Origin of the sequence: Algoriphagus alkaliphilus (genome assembly GCF_900103735.1) — a bacterium.
GTDB lineage: Bacteria > Bacteroidota > Bacteroidia > Cytophagales > Cyclobacteriaceae > Algoriphagus > Algoriphagus alkaliphilus.
This window is the reverse complement of the sequence record NZ_FMXE01000032.1, coordinates 39,675-61,065: the sequence shown is the minus strand read 5'-3', so window position 1 is coordinate 61,065 and position 21,391 is coordinate 39,675. Positions and strand designations below refer to the sequence as shown.

The following is a 21,391-nucleotide window of genomic DNA, read 5'->3' as shown; positions in this document are numbered from 1 at the left end:
TGTCCAAAATTCAACTTTGGGTCATAATTTGGTCACGATTTATCATGATAATCATCTGTACACAGTTTATTTATACCCCTTGCCGAATTTTAGTCAAAACAAAGGCAAATAAAGATCTGAGTCTGATGAAAGTCACTCAATATTTAACAAGGAATCCACAAAAATTGATTCTAATTCTGAATGAATTACAAAGCAAACCAAATGAACCTTGCCTGGCGATAGAGGCACTAGCCAAATATTGTTGCTATGAAACAAGAAAAAGATCTCATTATCAACAAGATCTGAAAATTATATATCGCTAAGTTAACGCCAATGCCCGCATGGGGTTGAACTTAAAGGAAAGAGAGTTTGAAGTAAGACCCTTTAAAGGTAGAGGTAAGTTTATCGGGTTATGCCTCTTATCCACGGGTTTCACCCGCGATTATTCAGAAGTTAGACTCCGAAAGGGGTCTGAAATCCTAAACCATAATCGAAAAATTAGGCCTAAATTTTCGATAATGATATGGATATTCGATCTTAAGTAGGCTTTTTGTTTAAAAAAACCGCTTCATCTTCTCCAAACCAGTCTTCACCACATACTCGGCGTCCATGGCGTAATAGGTCGGATTAAAGAGTTCCAATGAGAGGATAATGGGCTTGCCTTTGGACTTGAGGGTGTCCGCCAATTCCTTCATAGGTGCGCCGCCATCACCGGGAAAAACCCTATCCTTGTCCTGTTGCTCGGTTCTTGGGATTTCGATGGGGAAATCATTCATGTGAAAAATGTCTATCGCATGTCCATCAAGCATTTTCATTCCTTCAAATCCAGAACCTCCGCGAAATAGGTGATAGACATCGGCGAGGATCTTGGCATCTTTGTCGTCCGCCGCCGCCGCCACAGCCATGGCCTGTCCCAAGTGGAAAAAGGAAGGAAAAGCTCCCCAAAACTCCAATTGCGGCATAACTCCGGTTTTCCGTCCCAGTTCCAGAAGCTTCTTATAGCGCTCACCGGCTTTCAGCAAATCCAAGGGTGCTTCGGTACCTATTGCAGGAGCAGCTACTCTTGGGCAAGACAATTCCGCCAAGATGCCCATTTCGTTTTCCATCTGGGTGAATCCAGTTCTGCTTTTTTCCTCATCCTGTGCCATCCACGTCGGGAATCCAATGCAGTCAAAAAATTCAATACCCGCATCAGATGCCAATTTTTTCAGCGATGCCACGGACTTTCCGGTTTCCAAATACGCTTGAATCTCCATCATCCAGGGTTCGAAGCCATCATATCCTGCTCGTGCTGTGAGTTCGATGATTTGTGGTAAACTTAGCTTCTGACCCCGGATCGTGCTGGTGTTTAAGGAGAATTTAAATGAGCTTTCTTTCTTTTCGGCGGATTGTCCAAAGACAGGAGCAGCAGAAATAGCCAATGGGGAAAGTGCTAAGGTTTTTAAAAGGTTTCTTCGAGTAGTCATGGAGGTTGAATTTTAGTAATTTTTACCCTTTCAAAGTTACAGATAGCCGCTCATACATATTCTGAATTAATCTAAACGGTTAGGATTTTCAATCGTATTTTGCGACATGCAAAAAATAATATTTTTTCTTTTCACTACGACATGTTTTGTGAGCAATGGAGTTGCTCAGGTGGTTGGGGGAGATTTGGCTTATCTTGCGGAGTACAGGGAGCAGTTGCCCTATTTTCAGGAATTGATCACAGGAGGCCAATATGCGGAGGCCTCCAGACTCATTCAGGGAGACCCTTATTTTGCTTCCCGACAATTTGAAAAAGGAAGATTAAGCATCAATGGAATAGTCTATCCTGAAGTGCCTTTGCTTTACGACAGTTACTTAGATCAATTGGTGACATTTCATCCGATCTTCAATCAGAAAATCCTGATTAAGCCTGAAAAGATTGATGGATTTACCCTTTCAAACGGGTCAAGTTTTCGCTTTTTGTCCGGAAACTCAGGATATTCCCGAAATCAAAACGGAATCTATGAAATTTTGGGTGAGGGCAAGTTTAAAGCACTTGCAAAGCGCTATAAGACCACCAAAGCCCTTCGTGAAATGTCTCAATTCGACGCGCTTTTCGTAGAGAAGACTGATTTTTTTCTATCGAAAAACGGGGAATTTTTCCCGGTCAGTTCCAGGAACCAAGCAATTGAAATTATCGGGCTAGATCCAAAGGATACCAAGAAAGAACTGCGGGCTGAAGGCTTGAATTTTAAACAAAGTCCTGAAAATTTCCTTCGGTATTTGGTCACAAAATCCTCCGATCAGTAACCTGCCCTATGAGACTTTTTACAAAAGTGTTAGTATTCTTGCTGTGTATAATTTCGACTTTTTCTTTTGCGCAGCAAGCTCCTGAAAGAATCTCCGGATTTTATCCCGGAGTCACTTTTGAGCGGTTTATGGAAAAGGTGGAAGAAGGAACCAACTATCGATTTTTCTATAAAAAAGAAGATATAGCGGGTCTGACAGTTAATCTGCAAGCCAATAACGATAAGTTGGAGGATGTACTCGGGCTGATTTTTTTGCAATCAGACCTTAAATTTTCCATCTCGAAGGCAGGAGAAGTTTTTATCAGCAAAGGAGTAAAATTGTCGGTGGATTTTCCGGACTCTTTTTTTAGCCCAACTTCAGGAAATCAATCCGGGGAATCGGCCGGATCAGAAGATGAATTTGTCAGAAATAGAAGGCACGTAATTGGAGTGCCAAGTGGCGGCAGTGCCACTGCAAAAATCCGCGGTCAGGTCTTAAGTCTTGAGAAAGGACAAGCCATCCAAGGTGCGGTAGTGTACGAGAAACTTAGCCAAACACAAACTATTACCGATCAGCAAGGACGCTATGAGCTGACTATACCGAAGGGCAAGCAGACGATTTTGGTTCAAAATATTGGAGGCTATACCGAGCAGCGTCTGATCGATCTCCAAGGAGACGGTGAGCTGAATATGAGTATCGGAGAGGGTGTGTTTTCGCTTAGTGAAGTGATAGTCCGGTCAGGTGCTTTGACCAATGTCTCCCGCCCTGAGATGGGGGTTCAGTCTCTTACTGCCCAACAAATGAGAAAACTCCCATCCGTGATGGGTGAAGTCGATATTTTGAAAGGAATCCTTACCATGCCAGGAGTAAATACAGCGGGCGAAGCAAGCGTTGGCTTCAATGTGCGCGGAGGTGCCGCTGACCAAAATTTGATTTTGTATGATCAAAACACCCTATTCAATCCTTCTCATTTATTTGGATTTTTCTCCTCAGTCAACTCTGATATGGTGGAGGGTGTGGAATTATACAAGGCAGGAATTCCGGCCAGTTATGGAGGAAGATTATCATCCGTCCTGCAGGTCACTCCAAAGCTGGGAAGAACCGATAAAATCGGGGGATCAGGAGGGATCGGTCCCCTGACGAGTAGATTGAGTTTGGATGGACCAATTGGACAAAAGACCACCTTTATAGTAGGTGCTAGAATGACCTATTCGGATTGGTTGTTGGATTACTTGGAGGATCGAGCGGATCTAGGAGCGAGTAGGGCATTTTTTGCTGATTTCAATGGCACTATTCAGCATCAGGTCAACGAGAAAAATATTTTAAGGTTTACCGGCTATTACAGTGAAGACGAGTTCCAATTTGATCCCGATACGGTTTACAGCTATTCCAACCAAAATTTCGCACTGTCCTGGACACATTATTTCAATGACCGGGTGGAGGCAACCTTTTCGGTTGGACAAGATGCCTACGATTTTCAGGTTCAGGGAGAGGATAATCCATTGAATTCGTACCGGTACAAATTCGATATCCGTCAGCGTTTTCTCAAGGCCCAGTTTCGTCAGGAAAAAGGTGAACGCCACATTTTCACTTATGGAGTTCATTCCATTTGGTATGATTTGAATCCGGGCAAAATAGCTCCTTTTGGGGCAGAGAGTATTGTCATTCCTGATGATGTGCCTACCGAGAGGGCATTGGAGACTTCCCTTTTTTTCGGAGACGAATTTGAAGTCAATGAACAGCTGACAATCTCCGGAGGGTTGCGATACAATTTGTACGGATACTTTGGCCCGCAGACTTTGCCCATTTATGCATCCGGCGAGCCAAATTTGCCACAAAATATCATCGGTGAGCAAAACTACAGTTCCGGTGAACTGGTCAACACTTATCATGGCCCTGAGTTCCGTCTGTCAGGTCGGTATGCCTTGACCAATTGGTCATCCATCAAAGCAGGAGTGAATACCATGCGACAGAATATCCACCTGCTGAGTAATTCATCTGTGATCACGCCTACCGATACCTGGAAGTTGAGTGATGCATTTATTGCACCCCAACGGGGGATTCAGTATGCATTGGGGTATTTTCAGAATCTTAAAAACAATGCGGTAGAGTTTTCTGCGGAAGTTTATTATCGTACCATGGAGAACCTTTTGGACTATCGGTCCGGCGCATCGATTATCCTAAACGACCGCATCGAACAAGATGTCCTGGTTACCAAAGGTAAGGCTTATGGATTGGAACTCTTTCTTAAGAAATCCACAGGAAAACTGAACGGATCAGTCGCCTACACCTACAGTAGATCTCTCCTAAAGACCGATCCACGCGAAGGGAAGGAGCAAATCAATCGGTCGGAATGGTATCCGAGTAATTTTGATCAGCCCCACAATGCCAACGTTGTGCTGAATTATGAACTGAGCCGAAGAGTAAATACCACCCTTGCCGGAAAATACAGTACTGGCCGACCCGTCACGTTGCCCATTGCCAAGTTTGAGTATGGGGGCTCGGAGCGCGTGTATTTCGGGGATCGTAATTCAGTCCGAATTCCGAATTATTTCCGAATGGATTTTTCAGTAAATCTGGAGGGAAACCACAAAGTCAAAAAGCTGGCGCACGCCTCCTGGTCATTCGGGGTGTACAACATTTTGGGAAGGGACAATCCTTTTTCTGTGTATTATATTCCGGAAGGAGGAAAATTGCAGGGGTATAAGCTTTCGATATTCGCAGAGCCTATTCCATTCATCACTTATAATTTCAGATTCTGATGCGAGCGAATATCCTAGGTCTTCTTGCTTTAATTTTCGGGCTTTTTGCCTGTAGGGAACCTTTTGATCCTGAAATTCCCCAGCAGCTCACTTCGGTATTGGTAGTGGAGGGATACCTCGATACAGAAGGGCTGGAGAGCGAACTTCGGATCAGCAGAACTGTTCCGATAGACGCTAAGACGACTTTTGCGCCGGAGATTGGAGCGAGTGTGAACTTATATTCCGAAAGCGGTGCGGCTTTTTCACTGGCTGAAAAAGTGCCAGGCGTTTATGTCTTCGCCCGTGACCTTCCTGAAAATGCCAACTATCGACTGGAAATCGTCCTGCGAGGCGGAGAGCGTTTTGAATCTACTCTGATCCGACCCATCATCACGCCCGATATTATCGATGCCGGTTTTGTAAGAGACCAAGAAGGAGTGGAGGTCTATGTCAATACCCAAGGGAATGAGGCTGCTGATGATTTTCTTTGGACGTATGAAGAGACCTGGATCTTCCGGCCTCGAATCAGAACGATCTATATCTATGATCCGGCCACCAGAAATGTCAGAGACAGAACTCAGGCTGAACAGATTTCGCTTTGCTTTAAAAGCGAGCAAAACCCCGATATTTTGTTGGAGACGAGTTCAAGATTTCAAAATCAGGTGGTTTTCAGAAAAACTATTACCGAAATACCGGTTGGAGATGAGCGAATTCAGGAGCGTTACAGTATTCTGATTTCCCAAAAGGCAATCGATGCAGCTGCCGTTAAATTTTGGGAAACCCTAAAAAGAAATACCGAGGATATCGGGTCAATCTTCAGTCCCTTGCCTTCACAGATTTCTGGAAATATCAAAGCTGTCGGTAACTCTAAAATCCTTGTTCTCGGTCAAATCAGCATGGGGGTGATCAAGCAGCGTAGGATTTACATCAACCTCAGCGATGTTTCCCCATGGGGCTATACCAACCCTATTTTCAGTGGTTGTGTCGTTGCGGAAGAGCCTGTCCGATTTCCAGCGTATCAGTCAGCGTTTGCTAGCGGAGTGGAAGTCCCTGCCCGCGAATTGATGGAGGGTACGACCATAGTTGCTTATTATCCCACAGAAAGAAGATGCGCGGATTGCACCCTGTACGCTTCCCGAACAGTTCCTGATTTTTGGAAAAATGATTAAACGACCTAGAGAAATAGCATTGATCGGATATTTTGATTCGATTTTCAGAAAGCGATTCTTTTCCTTATTTGGGATGATTGTCTTGCTACTGATCACGATCTCCTTAGGTAAAGCACAAGGAGTCAACAGACCAAAAGAAAATGTATCCTTTCAAATTCCCAAAACGCTTTTTTTGGTCGGGGAAAAAATCTGGTTGGAAGCAGAGGTAAAAGGAGATCAAAAGCCAAGCCCCTCAAAAGTCCTTTATTTGGAGTTGGTGGATCGCTTTTCAAATTCGGTGGCTTACGCCAAAGTCCCCTTGGACGAGGGCAAGGCCTTGAATTATTTACTGCTTTCGACAGCCATTCCCTCTGACCACTATTTACTCAGAGTCTACACGAGGATCAGCCCATACCTTGATTTGGAAATTGGGATTGCTCAGCAATTCGTTACAGTAATCAATCCAAAAATTCCCCCCAAAACGGTTGGGACGAATGAATTAATTCCAAAAAGAGCAGGAGTAACATCGTCAGATTTAATACAGTTGAGTGAAGCAAACCCCAAAGTAGGCTCCACATTTCTGCTTTCGTTTGACAATTCTGCAGAGATTATTTCCTCGGGGGTGTCCATTTCCAACCCGTATTTGGAAGAAGAGCAGCGTCAAATTAATTCCAGGGAGGCCTATGTTGAAATTGAACAAAGGCCACTTTTACCTGAGCTTTTTGGACACATTGTGGAATCAAGAGTCCCACAGGCTGATACGAGTCAGACCTATTTTCTCTCACTCCATGGAAAGCAAAGTGCCCTGTACACTGACCGTGCCGATGCAAGCGGACAGATTCTTTTTGATGCGGGCGGTCTTTCACACTGGGATAGACTTATCATTCAGCTGGAAGACGGTGCTGAAATGGAAGGTCTCGAAATCATTTCTCCGGTCGTCAAAACGAAATTCCTTCAGAATTTCAATTTTCCCGTTCTCTCGATTCCAAAAACCGAATTAACTTTTCTTTCGCAACTCCAAAAAGCAGCAGCTGTTGAATCCTATTTTGTGGAGAAATATGACAGTGATTCACTGGAGGTTGTTACAGGATTTGTTGCCGATCACACGTTTTCTTTAGATGATTACACACGATTTGAAACCGTCGAGACTGTCTTTCGGGAATATGTTCCAAGTGTTTCTGTCAGGATTCGCGACAAGAAGAAGGAATTTCGACTTTTGAATGAAGCTGCGAAAAATGTTTTTGATGCCAATCCATTAATCCTGATCGATGCAATGCCGGTCTTTGATTCGGATTTGCTCTCCGGCTTCAATCCCAAATTTCTAAGCAAACTGGAAGTCCTCAACCGGGAATTCTATCTCAATGACCGGACCTATCCGGGAGTGCTAAGCTTTAGTAGCTTTGGAAATAATTTTGGACTTTACCCACTGGCTCCAAGCGCTCGTTTTTTTGATTATTTCGGTCTTCAGCCAAAAATCGAGCTTGATAAATCACAGTTCACAAAACCCGGCGAGGGCGGTAAATTTCCCGATTTCAGGACCGTATTGTTTTGGGGAAAATCAAAGGGCGAAAGTATCCAGACATCCGAATTAACCGGGGACTTTTTGGTTTGGGTCAGGTATTTGGATTCAAGTGGGGAAATCCGGATAGCAAGGAGAAAATTCTCAACCAACCTCTAGATTATTTGGTTTTTTTTGTCAACTCATTCGATACAAACTGATTTAACCGAGTCTTGTATTCATCCTGACTGGGATAGGATGGAGCAAGCCCACTCTTTTCGGGGAACGATTCCATGTGAAGGGTTTGGGTAGGGAAAGCAAAGCGAACCCCCAATGTTTTGGCAAGCTTGACAATCTGAATTAGAATTTCGTGTCTTGCCTTGAGTTCTTCAGGCCAAGTCGGTACCTCAAAGAAAATGTAAAACATTACATCTTGACTGTAGGTCGAGAGATTGTTGAAGAAGATGTTGAAATAATCCTTTCGGGTCATTGGATGTGCCAAAACGATTTCATGAAGTCCATTGACAAACTCCTCAATCAGCTCCGGAGGAGTGTCATACGTGATGGTTAGTGTGGTAAAAAATCTACGGTATTGCCGCAGACCATGATTGTCCACGACTGCATCGGCGATTTTCCCATTTGGCACATACATTACCGAATTTCTGAATGTACGAATACGCGTAGATCGAAATCCGACTTCCTCGACAGTTCCGTCAATTTCCCCTGAGGTCACCCAATCTCCTACCTGAAAGGGTTTGTCAATGAAGATCATGATAGAGCCAAAAAAGTTTTTGATGGTATCCTGAGCGGCCAAAGCGATGGCGACACCTCCGATGGAAATTCCGGTAAGAAATGGGAGAATATCAAGGTTGAGCCCGTCCCGCAGGATGAATAAGGTTCCAACCAAAATAACCAAAGCTTTTAGTGTCTTACGAATCAGAGGGACCAATTGGTCATCGAGTGTGGATTCGGTTTTGGCTGCCAAACTTGCAAAATATGCCGCAATGACATCGACGATTTTATAGAAAATCACCGTGATCAAAAACGGCTTCAGGGTGTCGAATACGGGGATAATCCAGGCATAAATTTCCACTGGCAATTGCAAAATCCGGATGAGTAATGACAGCATCAGTACGATGAGGTAAAAGCTGGTGATTTTGGCAACGGGAAGAAGGTAATTTTCACCGATGTATCCGTATCCCAATCGGTCCAGGAAATAGATCAGCCCTTTGTCAACCAGAAAAGTGAAAATCAAGTGGGCAAGAAAGGTGAGGAAAATCAAAAAAGTAATCCCGACCAATTGCCAAAGTTGAAGTCCCAGATATTCATCAGTCCCAATCTTGGGAAGGATATTCAAAAGTTTATCGCTCCCGTAAGGATAAGTTTCCTTATGAAGTTTTTGAATTTGGCTGACTGAGAAGGATGAGAATTTCCATTGACTTCCCTTTTTTTCAAGAAAGATTCCGGGCAGTTTTGTTTGGTCAAAATAGAATTTATGTTCTCCGTTTGCAGTAGAATCTGCAAAGTTGGCATTGTTTGGTACTTCACTTGTCCGGATGACTAGGCCTTTTCCTTCAAAGATCTGTTGAAGCTTGATGGCGAGTTCCTCAGGGTCACTGTCATTGCCTTGCAGATCCAACGTCCTTGCTGCGCGCTTTGGAAAAAAATGATTTTTGTCGAGGTTGTAGAAAAATGTGAGGGTGGTGTGATAAGGAGAACCTAGGTTGATTCCTTCTTCGATTTGAAGTTCTGTTTTGCTGTCAGTAATGAGTTGTGACAACGCAGAAGAATGGAGGGCGAAAAGAAAAAGCGAAAGCAGGAAAAACTTTTTGGACATCAGCTGTAGTGTTGTTTTCAGGATTGCAAGTTACTTAATCCTGAAGGGCCACCCAAGTTTCCATCCTCAATCAGGCATGAGGTACTCCATCATCCGGTGTCCACTGACTGTCCGGATGGCATATTGATTTCGGGTAGGTTGATGACTGATTTGAATCGCTCCCTCACTCTCCAAAGGAGTGGCAGTCAGCATTGTTCCCTGAAGATTATATAAGTAACCAAATCCCTGTTCAGAATCAGAAACGGCGATTATTTTCCTATCTGAGCCAAAATCAAAATAGCCAAACCCTACCTTTTCACCTGAAATTGGCAGTGTAAACAGTACTTTTTCCTGTTCATTCAGGATTAGCGTTTTTGAATATTGCCTTGATAAAATAATCTCGGAATGTCCCGATTGATCCGCCAATAAGACAAAGCGATTATCCTTGTCGGCTTTGACGAGTTGCGTTCTGTAAGTGATCTCTCCTCCGAAGCTGGCATGGATCAATTCTCCCGTTTGCGATATGGCTGAGATCTTCAAGGTATTCCCTCCAATTCCTGTGGTGATATTGATCGGGGACACAAATTCTTTACCGAGCACGAGAGGGGAGCCAACCTGGTTTTCGCCTCTTCGATTGAAGAAGTGAACTATTCCGCCTTCGGTCTGTGAGACCATGAAGTCACCTTTGCCGGGTACACGGATATGACGTGGAGCCAAGACTGGTTTCTTTCCCAATTTCAAGGGGTTCCAACCTTCCAAACCCTTTCCGGTTCGGTCTAAAAGCCAGAGATTTCCTGATTCTGTCGCTAAGAAGTAACGGTAATCACGGGAATTGTCATAGTCAGCAAGGCTTAGATGTGTTATTTTTTCATTTTCCAGGGACAATGGGAAGCCCGGAAGTGAATTTCCCAACCGATCGATCGCATAGAGTTTGTCCGAAGTGGCTACGAGCAATTGAAGCTTTCCATTTTTCAAAAAATCAATCTGAAATGCATCCGAAATAATCGAGCCTGTCAGTTGCTGGGAATAAACAATTTCTCCACCAGAATTAACCAAATACAAAACATGATTGGCATCCTGCAAGACCAAATCTTCAGTCTTATCATTGAAATTAAGGATGCCTTTAGGCCCGTAAATTATTTTTTCGGGAAGGGTTATAGTTCTGGATGGAACTAAGCTTAATCCAGTTGTTTCTTTCACTGGAACCAGGTTTGCAGTCTGATAGGGGATGCTCAAAGTTGCCTCTGGTTTCCCTCCGATTTGATTGATCCTAAAACTTAGGTAAGGGAATGTTTTAAATACGGAAGCATAAATTTGAAGAAAAGGATTCCATGCAGGATTACTTTTGACTTCCCATTTTTTCCAGATTTTATCCAAAATGAAAGTTTTGGAGTATCCCGCAGCCGGATTTATTGCCCGGTTTCCCGGAGCGGATTCTGGGGCTTTTGCCCAGGTGTTTCCCGAAGCCAAATCATCCAATATGAGTTTCATTCCAGCCGATGAATTGGTCATTACCAAGATTTCGCCCATCAGACTGATATGTGTCTGAGGAAATCCCGTGAATTTTCCATTGAATAAATGGGCAGGGAACTCTTCCTCTGGGAAAAACAGAATTTCCGAACCCCGATAGAAGTCAGATTGATCCTGATCTGTTCCATTTCTGAATTCTTTGAGAAAGGCAAAGGTCTGCGCCGGGTCTAGTGCTTTCGCCAAGATTACCAAATTATCATTCTGATTCCCCAAATTTTCTAATTGAAGGAAATAGAACTCTCCCGAAAAATTATCCAAAAAACCGCGGTCTGTCAGACGGTTTTGGATTTCCCCGCTGATAGTTGACTTAGGTGAAAATGCGGCATTCTGAAGTTTTTGAGACTCAAAAATCCCATCCAGATTGATCTGAGTAAGTGCCTGAGTTCTGTTGGAGATCAGTTTTTGGATATCAGGGAAATTTGCCCTTACCGAGGGAGTGAAATTGATTTCTGCTCCTAGTAGTGCGGGTCCTTTGAAGGTAAGTAGACCCTCTTCAAATGTCAGGTTCAAAGCAAAAATTGATTCATTTAAGGCAAGTTCCTTGACAGTCGAATTTCCCCTTTCTGTCCCGATACCTTCCAGAAATTTCGAAACTCCTTTAGCCGAGAAGATCAATCTTCCCCATTCCGATCCTTTCTTGAGCTCGTCTCCTAATTTTGAGGCCAGAGAATTTTGGTCAGAACTAATGTAAAGTCTTATCGCTTCCTCAACGATGAAGGAGGAGGCTGAAGCAAGCATGACATTGCCCAAGATCGTTACAGACCATTTTCTGGAGTTTCCTGTTCCAAAAAACTCGAAAACTTCCTGGTCACTGTATTTTCTGTTTTGTATGCGAATGTTTTTTGGAAGGCGACTTTTTATTTCTTCCAGAAAATTCAGTGGGGAGTTTGCCCCGAAGTTTATGGAGTATAAAAGTTCAAAGCTGTCTATACCGATGGAATGGTAGCTGATGGTGACTTGCTTTCCACGAAGCGTCTTGGAAACCTGTCCATTTGCCCCAGTGAGACTATCCAAACTGACCAATTGATCGGCTGTTTTAGAGAAGGCTGGCAATTGAGAAAGAATTTGCCAAACCGGCTGATTGACCAATTCATTCCATGTCTGATTGGCTTGGTAGGTCTCAAAAACAAAAATCGCATCTGGCTGGATGAGTTCCAGGCTATTGATTTTGCCGGAATAAAAGTAATTTTCATACAGCCAGTATCCGCCCAGTGAGAAAAGGGTTATTCCAATCAGAACCAAAAGACTCTTCCAGATTTTCACTTAGCTGATCTAGGTAATTTGAAATCCATTATACAAAAAATAGACCTAAGAAGCCCCGCTTTAGGCGGAGAATCTTAGGTCCTATCAAATCATCAGGCTGAATTACTTAGCCAGTTTATCCAAAACATTCATTACTTCCTTCACGTGACCGCGGGAAGTTTCAAGCAGGGCCTTTTCTTCGTTGTTGAGATCAAGCTCAAGTACTTTTTCAACTCCATTTTTTCCCAATATAACCGGTACGCCCAGGTAGCAGTCGTCAATGCCGTACTCGCCGTCCAGTTTGATGCATACAGGGAATACTCTTCGCTGATTCTTCAATATGGCTTCCACCATTTGGGCGGCCGCCGATCCCGGTGCATACCAGGCTGAAGTACCCATCAGTTTTACCAATTCCCCACCGCCAAACTTGGTTCGTTCGATGATTGCATCCAATTTGTCTTTGGATATCAATTCAGTCACAGGGATGCCTGCTACTGTTGTATAGCGCGGCAGCGGAACCATGGTATCACCATGTCCACCCATTAGAATCGCCTGAATTTCTTTTCCGGACACATTAAGTTCTTCAGCTAGGAAAGCTCTGTATCGGGCGGTGTCAAGGATACCGGCCATTCCGATTACTTTGTTTCTGTTGAATCCGGAGGTAAGGTGAGCCTGATAAGTCATGACATCCAATGGATTGGAAACCACGATGATGATCGCATTTGGGGAATGCTTTACCACGTTTTCAGTCACGGACTTCACGATTCCCGCGTTGGTTTCGATTAGGTCGTCCCGGGTCATTCCCGGCTTGCGCGGGAGACCTGAGGTGATCACCACTACATCAGAATTTGCAGTCTTGCTGTAGTCATTTGTGCTGCCTACAGTGCGGCTGTCATACTGATTGATCGGAGCTTTTTGCCAGATGTCAAGGGCTTTGCCTTCAGCAATTCCCTCTTTGATGTCGATTAAAACAATTTCTTCGGCTACTTCGCGATAAGCTAAAACATCGGCACAGGTTGCACCCACGTTACCTGCACCTACTACGGTTACTTTGCTCATGTTTTTTATTGATTTTTATTTATGATTACTGGCTTTGAAAGCGCCGCTAAGATATTAAACAACCACTAGGAATCGAAACTAGCTTCGGAATACTTTGGTCAGGGCTTGGGATTTTTGATAAATGAAAAGCTAAGCGGATGAACTGCTTATTCAAACATTTGCCGAAGGCTGAAAAAGCCAAAAGATTCCCGATAGGACCGGAAAAGGCGTTGGTTATTCCCATTGTAATATTCTGCCAGCGAGGTCATCATTTTTGCTTTGATCTTTGGGTTGCTGTCAAAAATCTCCTGAATTGCAAAATGCGGAATGACAATGAGTTCCGCTTCTTCAGAGTCGATCAGGGCTGTATAGGTTCGTTTCGCATTTTCCAAAAGTGAATTTTCGCCAAAACATCCCCCATGTGTGACTTCCATGATCATTTCGAAATTATCTTTAATATCAATGCTCAGGTTGACTTTGCCGCTTTTGACTAGATACAGTGCCTGACTGGGATCTTTACTGAAAAAAACCACCTCATTACACACATATTTGCGATGGTGCATGGCGGGCAGAAACCGCATCAGTTCTTTTTGCCTTAGTCGTTCAAAAAATTTGATCCGCTGCAAAAAATCAAACATCATCAATTCTTCCCCGTCGTAAGTTTTGGAAAATGGATTTATCATGGATCAGTATTTTTTAAAATAGAGAATGCCTTGAGTCGCAGGGGTAACCTTGCCCCAATCGGCAATCCTCAGTCCGATTACCCAAGCAATTTCCCCAGCTGAAAGTAAAACTTTTATGCTTTTTTTCTTTGCAAGAGGCACTTTAATATCAATTAAATAGTCAGAGATTTTTTTTGAGGAATTCATCCCTAGCGGGATAAATTTATCTCCTTCTTGCCAATCTCTAACTTCAAGCGGAAAATCCAACCTTGAAAAATCAAGTTGGGCGTTGACGGGCGATTTATCCAGTTGACAGGGGTAGTCTTCTCGGATTAATTTATATTTCCCATCAGGAAGTACTAGTTCCGGGGTGTTTTCAGCAATATAGATCGGATCGAAATTCTTTTGATTCTGTGCCAGAACAAGTTCCTCACGATCAAAGTAAAGCACATAACCCGAGCCTTCAAATATCAATCCCGTCTTGGGCTGACCCAAAGCTTCTGCGATGGCTTGAGCCTGATCCGAATTGAAACCGAAAGGGCGAAGCCAAAAATAAAGTAGCGTGGAGGCTCCAGGCTGATTTTGCATTGCTGCAAAAGGAAGGGATTGGTAAGGATGATCTTGCTTAATATTGGTTTTTTTCCAGGTATCAAAAAGCCCACCAAAAGCCCTACCGGTATCTTTTAGCCTTTGGAAGCTGGTCAATAGATTTTTCCGTGCATCAGGCTCAAGTTCATATATTGCAGGTAGACCATTGATTCTTAGGTTATTTCGCTTGTAATCTGATTTTTCGTTTGAGCTATCTTCTCTCCAGGTGAGCTGATTTTCTTGCATGTATTTTTGGATTTCGGCTCTGGAAAAATTTAATAACGGACGGATCAGCCAATCTTTTCGCTCCGCCATTCCGTAGACACCTTCTATTCCGGTTCCTCTTAGCAAGTTGAGAAAAATCGTTTCCAACTGATCATCTTCGTGATGCGCAAGGATTACCCCATCGAGCTTATGCGCAGCTCTGATTTCTTCAAAAAATGCATAGCGGATTTCCCTTGCAGCCATTTGGATGGAGATTCCACCTTGCTTTGCAAATTTCTCAGTGGCTGCAAGTTTTGGATGAAAAGTGTGACGATTGCTCTTTGCCCAATTTTGGACGAATAATTGGTCTTCCTCACTCGCTTTTCCGCGTAGTTGAAAATTGACATGTGCCACCTCGAAATTGATTCCCGACCGGAGTAAAAGATCGCCTAAACACATGCTATCCATTCCTCCGCTGCAGGCTAGCAAATAGTTGGAGGTGGGGGTAATCAGGGCACGGGTTTTAATGTGGGATTGAAAAGCTTCAAGCATTGATCAAAAATAGTTTTTTCTTTGGGAAAAATGGAAAGGTTCTTCGCTTGAATATGTGTGCTTGTGATCTATTTCGAAATAGTTTTACAAGTGTTTCTTCTATTTTTGTCACCTAGTATTCACCTATGAACATTCAATACTTTCTCGCATCTGGTTTTTGTCTACTGTTTTTTTCGGTCTCAGAGGAGAGTTTTAGTCAGCAATCTTCCACTCTTGAAATCAATAGGGCTGACTTACTGAGGGGTGCAAATGGGTTTGAACGATTATTGGGGAATGTGGAGATGAAGCATCAGAATTCCCTGATTTATTGTGACTCAGCCCATTTTTTCAGAGCGGAAAACAGAGCACAGCTTTTTGGAAGAGTTCGGATCAAAGATATCGAAGACCCGATCACCACTACGAGCTCGTATGCCGAATACAATGGCAATACCAAAGTCGCCAAGCTCCGGAGAAACGTGGTTTTCACCAATCAACAAACGACGCTCTACACCGATTACTTGGATTACAACCGGGAAACAAATATAGCCACGTATTTCAATGAGGGGAAAGTAGTGGATTCTACAAATGTCCTTACCAGCGAACGGGGGATTTATGAGGTGAATTTGGAACGTATCACTTTCCGCCAAAATGTAGTTTTGGTTAATCCGGATTACACCATGAAGACCAATAATTTGATTTACCGGACGATTCCAAAAACTTCAGAAACTAAAGGATTGACCAATATTGTATCCAAAGAAGGCTATAAGCTTGATGCGCAGAAGGGAAGCTTCTATGACACCCAACAGAAGCAATTTCGGTTTTTTGATGGGATAGTGGAGACGGAAGAAAGTCGAGTGAAGGCACAGGAATTGTTTTATGATGAGGCAAAAGCATATTACGAAGGCAAAGATGATGTTCGGGTTTTGAACAAGGAACGCCAAGTTGAAGTCTATGGTGACAGGGGGAAATATTGGGAAAATCGTAAGTATAGCTTAGTATACGGCAATGCATTGGTTCGAAAGTACTTTGAAAAGGACACACTGTTTATGACTGCGGACACCTTGATCTCCCAAGACAGTGAGACAGATACGGCAAAATATTTACTGGCTTTCAAATCCATCAAACTTACAAAAACAGATCTTGCGGGAATTGCTGATTCGTTGGTGTATAATTATTCCGATTCCTCGATCAGGTTATTTCAGGATCCGGTGATGTGGAACCATAAAAGTCAAATATCAGCAGACTCTATGGTATTCTTTATTGTAAATGAAGAGCTTGACCGCGTTTTCATGAAGGATAAAGCTTTCGCCATCATGTCAGACACATTGCTGAACTTCAATCAAATGAAAGGAAGGGAAATGACCGGGTATTTCAAAGAAGGACAGATGAAGCGGCTGCTAATTGATGGGAATGGGGAATCCCTGTATTTTGCATTAGAGGCAGATACCCTCACACAGGGGATAAACAGGATTTTGAGTGCTAATATAAAATTGACTTTTAATGATGGGGCAATTCAAAAGGCCAACTTCGGAATCAGGCCCGACGGGAAATTTACACCTGTCCAAAAAATCGATGAAAAGGTCTCCAAATTGGTCGGCTTTAACTGGAGAATAGCAGAAAAACCGGATCGAATGACCATTGATGCCTGGAGAAAACCTGAAGAAATCGATCTCGGGGCTGAAAATTTATTCAATATTCCGGATGTAAAATTAGAAATGCCTTCTGACCGTCAAATACAGGAAAAACTTATGAAATCGAATTTAGCGCCAATTAAAAAGCCGTTGAACCCTGCGATCATGAAAGATAATTTTCTTTGAGTTTTACGTGGTCTTTTTTTCCCCAAAAGCTTAACAACAATTAACCCATATTTTTATTGTGTTACTAATCAAAAAAGTATTTTTGTACGTATATTAAGTTTATAGAAACCCCTTTAGAGTACCCATTTGATTAAAGTTTTACATGAAGTCCTTGTTCAGATTTTTAACATGCTTGCTGGTATTGGTTCCCGTTTTGGCGGGAGCGCAACAGGTTCGTGTGCTGAGTGAGGTGCTGGATTTTTCTGGAGACATTGGTTCTTCTCAACGCAAAACAGTCATAATCCAGAACGAATCAAATCAGATTAAAAACTATCTTCTAAAAAATGTTAGAGGGAGTGTTGGGTCCTCCCAGAGAGTAAAAATTTGTCTCAGTGACCAATGTTTTGATCCTAAAAAGGACTTGACAAAGATTTCTTTAAAGCTACAGCCGGGAGAGATTTTTACAGACCTCTATTTGGAATTTGAAATGGGCATTACAGAAACTCGAGGAAGTTTTGACTTATTTTTTGTTAACTCAGAAAATATTCGAGAAAATTTCGTCGTTGAGGCTAGGTATGAAGTAGCCAATGGTTCAAGCACTGATTTCACCCATAAAGACATCAAACTCAGCGAGATTTTCCCAAATCCAAGCAATAGAATTGCACAGTTGAACTATGAATTGGTTAATCCAAAAGCGAAAGCAAAGATCACGATCAACAGTTTCATTGGTAATCCTATCGCCGAATTTGAATTGGATCCTGAGCGCAATTCCTTAGTGATTAATGTAACGGACTATCAGCCGGGTGTATATTTCTATACCCTCTTCGTAGACAACAAAAACGTAGTAACCAAAAAACTACAAGTCAAGAAGTAACAATCCTTGGATAATTCAGGTATTTGAATACGAACAATTTACCCGTATATTTGCGGTCTTGAAAATGAGCATGCAGCTAAAATCCCTACTATTTCTTTCAGTTCTGTTTCTAATCGCCTCCTGTGGGCCATTTGCCAAGTTGGAAAAAAGCACCAATTGGGAAGAGTTATATAACGGGGCCAATAAATACTATCAGGAAGGAGAATATTCAAAGGCGATTATCCTCTATGAAAAGGTTTTGCCTGTAATAAAGGGGTCAGAGAAGGCCGAAATGGCCGAATATAATTATGCCAACTGCCATTTTAAGATCAAGCGGTATATCGAATCAGCAGGGTACTTCAATTCTTTCTATAGAACCTACAACAGAAGTCCTTTGGCTGAGGAAGCCCTTTTTATGCATGCGTATTCCCTCTACTTGGATGCTCCTGATTTCAATCTTGATCAACAAAGCAGTCGGGAAGCAGTAGCGGCAATACAGCAATTTGTTACCCGATTTCCTGAATCTGCAAGTTATGAGCGGGCAATGGACATGCTGATTGATTTGGAAGGAAGATTTGAGGACAAAGCATTCAGTGAGGCGCAGATGTACTACAAGCTGAAGGATGGGCTTTTCCCGGGTGACTTTTACCGAGCCTGCATTGTCAATTTTCAGAATTTTGCAAAAGATTATCCTGAAAGTAAGCGCAATGAGGAGTTGGGATACAAACTCGTTGAAGTTGGATTTGGTTATGCTAAAAACTCCACTTTTGACAAGAAAGAAGAGCGTTTGAATGATGCAATTCGATTTGCCAGCCACTTTTACAGAAAATACCCAAGCAGTGCTTACATTGGAAAGGTGAAGGGGTTTGAGGCTGATACACGAAAAGAACTTGATGCGCATCTGAAGCTCAAAAAAGAATATGCTGAAAGAACAGCAGCTGCTGAAGCCAAAGCTTTGTCTGAGGCTAAAGCAAATGAGGACGATAATTAATACAGAAAATCAAAAACTAACTATAGTATGGCTATTAACCCATCAATTGTAACGCGTGATCTTGATAAGGTTGCTGATAAAACAGGCAACATCTATGAGTCTCTTCACATCGTGGGACAGCGTGCAAAACAGATTTCCACCAATCTTAAGGAAGAATTGAACAACAAACTTTCTGAGTTTGCTTCAACTGTGGATAATCTGGAAGAAGTATTTGAAAACAAGGAGCAAATTGAAATCTCCAAGTTTTACGAGCGTATGCCAAAACCCTCTACCATGGCAATGGAAGAATTTATGGAAGGTAAAGTGTATTACAGATTCCCTGCGGAAGAGGGAGCGGAGTAATCGAGATGGGCCTTCAAGGTAAGCGAATACTAGTAGGCGTGACTGGCAGTATTGCTGCTTACAAGTCTGCTCATTTGACGCGTTTACTTATCAAATCCGGAGCTGAAGTGCAAATCATTATGAGCACTTCAGCTTTTGACTTTATCACCCCCCTCACGCTTGCCACCCTATCCAAGCGCCCTGTTTTTTCTGAATTTTCCGACAAAAAAACCGGAAAGTGGACTAATCATGTGGAACTTGGACTTTGGGCTGACCTTTTTATCGTAGCTCCGCTAAGCGCAAATACCCTTGCTAAATTTGCCAATGGGATCTGCGACAATCTTCTCTCCGCAACTTATCTCTCCGCCCGTTGCCCAGTCATGCTGGCTCCGGCAATGGATCTGGACATGTATCAGCATCCAGCTGTTCGGGAGAACATCAGCAAAGTTCAGGCCTTTGGCAACATCTTATTGGATGCCGAAAGCGGAGAATTGGCGAGTGGTCTGTCAGGTCAGGGAAGAATGATGGAGCCGGAACACATCCTGAATCAGGTTGAAGTTTTTTTCAATACTAAAAAAGACTTTGCCGGCAAAAAGGTTTTAATCACTTTGGGACCTACTCAGGAAGCGATCGATCCTGTTCGTTTTATAAGTAATCACTCCTCCGGTAAAATGGGAATAGCAATTGCAGATGCTTTTAAATCCCGAGGGGCAGAGGTTTTTTTGGTTTCAGGACCTATTTCCATTCCTTTTAGGTCTGCTGATTTTCATTTGACCAAGGTCAAATCTGCTCATGAAATGTATGAGACGGCCAGAAAGATTCATGCTACTATGGATATCTGTGTTTTCGCAGCGGCAGTTGCAGACTATGCTCCGGCAGTAATCGCTTCCCAAAAAATCAAAAAAAATGAATCCGAGATGTCCATTTTATTGAAAAAGAATGTGGACATCGCCTTAGAATTGGGCAAATTAAAACAGACGAGGCAATTGCATATTGGCTTTGCATTAGAAACTGAAAATGAAGAAACGCACGCCAAAGCAAAACTGGATAAGAAAAACTTTGATTTGATCGTTTTGAATTCAGCTAAGGACGAAGGGGCAGGATTTCAACATGACACCAACCGGGTGAAAATCATTCATGCGGATGGTAGATTTGCCGATTCAGGACTTATTTCAAAATCTGAAGTTGCAAATTTGATATTGGAAGAAATCAAAAAAGTGCCAGTTTGGATTTGAGCTTTGGAATTTTAGCTACTTTAGACCTATGACAAAATTCAGACTTCTGATCCTCCTTTATTTTTTCGCACAGGCTCTGCAGGCTCAAGAATTGAACTTCACTGTGATCATCAACAGTGACCGCTCCAGAATTCAGAACACTGATATTTTCAATCAAATGAAGTCCAGTTTTGAGCAGTTTCTCAATGGAAGGTCCTGGTCAAATGACGAGTATCGCCCAGAAGAAAGAATCAAAGGAAATCTTTTGATTACGATCAATGACGTGCCTCAAATCGGATTCTATAGTGCCACAGTTCAGGTGCAGGTTGTGCGGCCGGTTTACGGAACCAATTACGAGTCCTTGATTTTTAATTACGCGGATAGAAACTGGAATTTTGAATACCTCGAATCTCAGCCATTGGAGTTTAATAGGTTTACTTTTTTGAATAGTATCAGTTCACTTTTGGCATTTTATGCACATATCGCCTTGGGAATTGATTCTGACACCTTCGCCAGTCGTGGAGGCAATCCTTACTTCGAAGTAGCAAATGATATAGTCAATAATGCCCAACAATCTGGTCGTCCGGGTTGGGTTCAGACACAAGGCGACCGTAGAAGTCGTTATTGGCTGATCAATGACATCTATGTTTCCACGATCTACGGATCAATTCGAGAAGCCTATTACCTCTATCACCGTCAAGGGATGGATCTGATCCAGATAGACCCCGATACGGCCTATAAAAACATACTGGAAGCAATACGCCTTGTCACTGAAGCTAACAAACTTCAACCCAACGGGATATTCACCATTGCCTTTGTAGACGCAAAATCAGAGGAGATTTCCCAGATTTTAAAAAGAGCACCTTTTGAAATTAGAGACGAGGCGGTCAAATTACTTTTGCAAGTTGACCCAAATAACGCCAGAAAGTATAACGAGCTACTGAGAAGCTAAGTCTGTTTTTTTTAGCTTTGCGCAAAGCCTTTCC

17 protein-coding genes are annotated in these 21,391 nt (G+C 42.8%); 11 read left to right on the top strand and 6 right to left on the bottom strand.

All coding sequences use genetic code 11. The annotated features are described in order from the left end of the window. Nucleotides 1–302, top strand: a 302-nt coding sequence (locus tag BLQ81_RS22520; RefSeq protein ID WP_217636683.1) for a hypothetical protein, incomplete at its 5' end; no start/stop codon positions are given. Nucleotides 303–533: 231 nt separating this feature from the next. Here the strand turns inward: BLQ81_RS22520 and BLQ81_RS17885 are convergent. After that, entirely contained in the window at nt 534–1,445 is a 912-nt protein-coding gene (locus BLQ81_RS17885; RefSeq protein WP_092733066.1) for a sugar phosphate isomerase/epimerase family protein, read from the bottom strand. Between the two features lie 106 nt (nt 1,446–1,551). Here BLQ81_RS17885 and BLQ81_RS17880 point away from each other — a divergent pair, with 106 nt between their 5' ends. The 4 genes from BLQ81_RS17880 to BLQ81_RS17865 are packed head-to-tail and all read left to right on the top strand — an operon-like array spanning nt 1,552 to nt 7,799. Next, complete coding sequence (locus BLQ81_RS17880; RefSeq protein ID WP_092733063.1) at nt 1,552–2,253, top strand: hypothetical protein; 702 nt, start codon at nt 1,552–1,554, stop codon at nt 2,251–2,253. Between the two features lie 8 nt (nt 2,254–2,261). Then, on the top strand, nt 2,262–4,994 hold the full coding sequence (locus tag BLQ81_RS17875; RefSeq protein WP_092733060.1) for a TonB-dependent receptor: 2,733 nt from the start codon (nt 2,262–2,264) through the stop codon (nt 4,992–4,994). Continuing rightward, nucleotides 4,994–6,142 (top strand): DUF4249 domain-containing protein, encoded by a 1,149-nt coding sequence (locus BLQ81_RS17870; protein WP_092733056.1) that lies wholly within the window; start codon nt 4,994–4,996, stop codon nt 6,140–6,142. The genes BLQ81_RS17875 and BLQ81_RS17870 overlap by 1 nt, the downstream gene beginning before the upstream one ends. Next, on the top strand, nt 6,135–7,799 hold the full coding sequence (locus BLQ81_RS17865; RefSeq protein WP_092733053.1) for a hypothetical protein: 1,665 nt from the start codon (nt 6,135–6,137) through the stop codon (nt 7,797–7,799). The genes BLQ81_RS17870 and BLQ81_RS17865 overlap by 8 nt, the downstream gene beginning before the upstream one ends. A gap of 1 nt (nt 7,800) precedes the next feature. Here BLQ81_RS17865 and BLQ81_RS17860 read toward each other — a convergent pair whose 3' ends face one another. The 5 genes from BLQ81_RS17860 to tilS form a co-directional block, all read right to left on the bottom strand. Beyond that, on the bottom strand, nt 7,801–9,456 hold the full coding sequence (locus BLQ81_RS17860; RefSeq protein WP_092733050.1) for a mechanosensitive ion channel family protein: 1,656 nt from the start codon (nt 9,454–9,456) through the stop codon (nt 7,801–7,803). Nucleotides 9,457–9,522: 66 nt separating this feature from the next. After that, nucleotides 9,523–12,228 (bottom strand): hypothetical protein, encoded by a 2,706-nt coding sequence (locus tag BLQ81_RS17855; RefSeq protein ID WP_092733047.1) that lies wholly within the window; start codon nt 12,226–12,228, stop codon nt 9,523–9,525. A 102-nt stretch (nt 12,229–12,330) separates the two neighbouring features. Continuing rightward, on the bottom strand, nt 12,331–13,266 hold the full coding sequence (mdh, locus tag BLQ81_RS17850) for a malate dehydrogenase (protein WP_092733044.1): 936 nt from the start codon (nt 13,264–13,266) through the stop codon (nt 12,331–12,333). A 146-nt stretch (nt 13,267–13,412) separates the two neighbouring features. After that, entirely contained in the window at nt 13,413–13,928 is a 516-nt protein-coding gene (locus tag BLQ81_RS17845) for a Crp/Fnr family transcriptional regulator (RefSeq protein ID WP_092733041.1), read from the bottom strand. A 3-nt stretch (nt 13,929–13,931) separates the two neighbouring features. Then, nucleotides 13,932–15,251: a tRNA lysidine(34) synthetase TilS gene (gene tilS, locus BLQ81_RS17840; protein ID WP_092733038.1), complete on the bottom strand. Its 1,320-nt coding sequence runs from the start codon at nt 15,249–15,251 to the stop codon at nt 13,932–13,934. A 125-nt stretch (nt 15,252–15,376) separates the two neighbouring features. On the opposite strand from tilS, the gene BLQ81_RS17835 reads away from it, so the two are divergent. The 6 genes from BLQ81_RS17835 (at nt 15,377) to porD (ending at nt 21,357) form a co-directional block, all read left to right on the top strand. Further along, the gene (locus tag BLQ81_RS17835; RefSeq protein ID WP_092733036.1) at nt 15,377–17,047 is read left to right on the top strand and encodes an OstA-like protein; all 1,671 of its coding nucleotides are present in this window, start codon (nt 15,377–15,379) and stop codon (nt 17,045–17,047) included. 142 nt (nt 17,048–17,189) lie between these two features. Next, nucleotides 17,190–17,900 (top strand): T9SS type A sorting domain-containing protein, encoded by a 711-nt coding sequence (locus BLQ81_RS17830; protein ID WP_092733033.1) that lies wholly within the window; start codon nt 17,190–17,192, stop codon nt 17,898–17,900. A gap of 70 nt (nt 17,901–17,970) precedes the next feature. Further along, entirely contained in the window at nt 17,971–18,870 is a 900-nt protein-coding gene (locus tag BLQ81_RS17825; RefSeq protein WP_092733032.1) for an outer membrane protein assembly factor BamD, read from the top strand. A 27-nt stretch (nt 18,871–18,897) separates the two neighbouring features. Beyond that, the gene (locus BLQ81_RS17820; RefSeq protein ID WP_092733029.1) at nt 18,898–19,212 is read left to right on the top strand and encodes a DNA-directed RNA polymerase subunit omega; all 315 of its coding nucleotides are present in this window, start codon (nt 18,898–18,900) and stop codon (nt 19,210–19,212) included. 5 nt (nt 19,213–19,217) lie between these two features. Further along, entirely contained in the window at nt 19,218–20,426 is a 1,209-nt protein-coding gene (coaBC, locus tag BLQ81_RS17815) for a bifunctional phosphopantothenoylcysteine decarboxylase/phosphopantothenate--cysteine ligase CoaBC (RefSeq protein WP_092733026.1), read from the top strand. A 28-nt stretch (nt 20,427–20,454) separates the two neighbouring features. Continuing rightward, nucleotides 20,455–21,357, top strand: a complete 903-nt coding sequence (porD, locus tag BLQ81_RS17810) for a type IX secretion system protein PorD (protein ID WP_092733023.1) — start codon at nt 20,455–20,457, stop codon at nt 21,355–21,357. Nucleotides 21,358–21,391 lie beyond the last annotated feature (34 nt).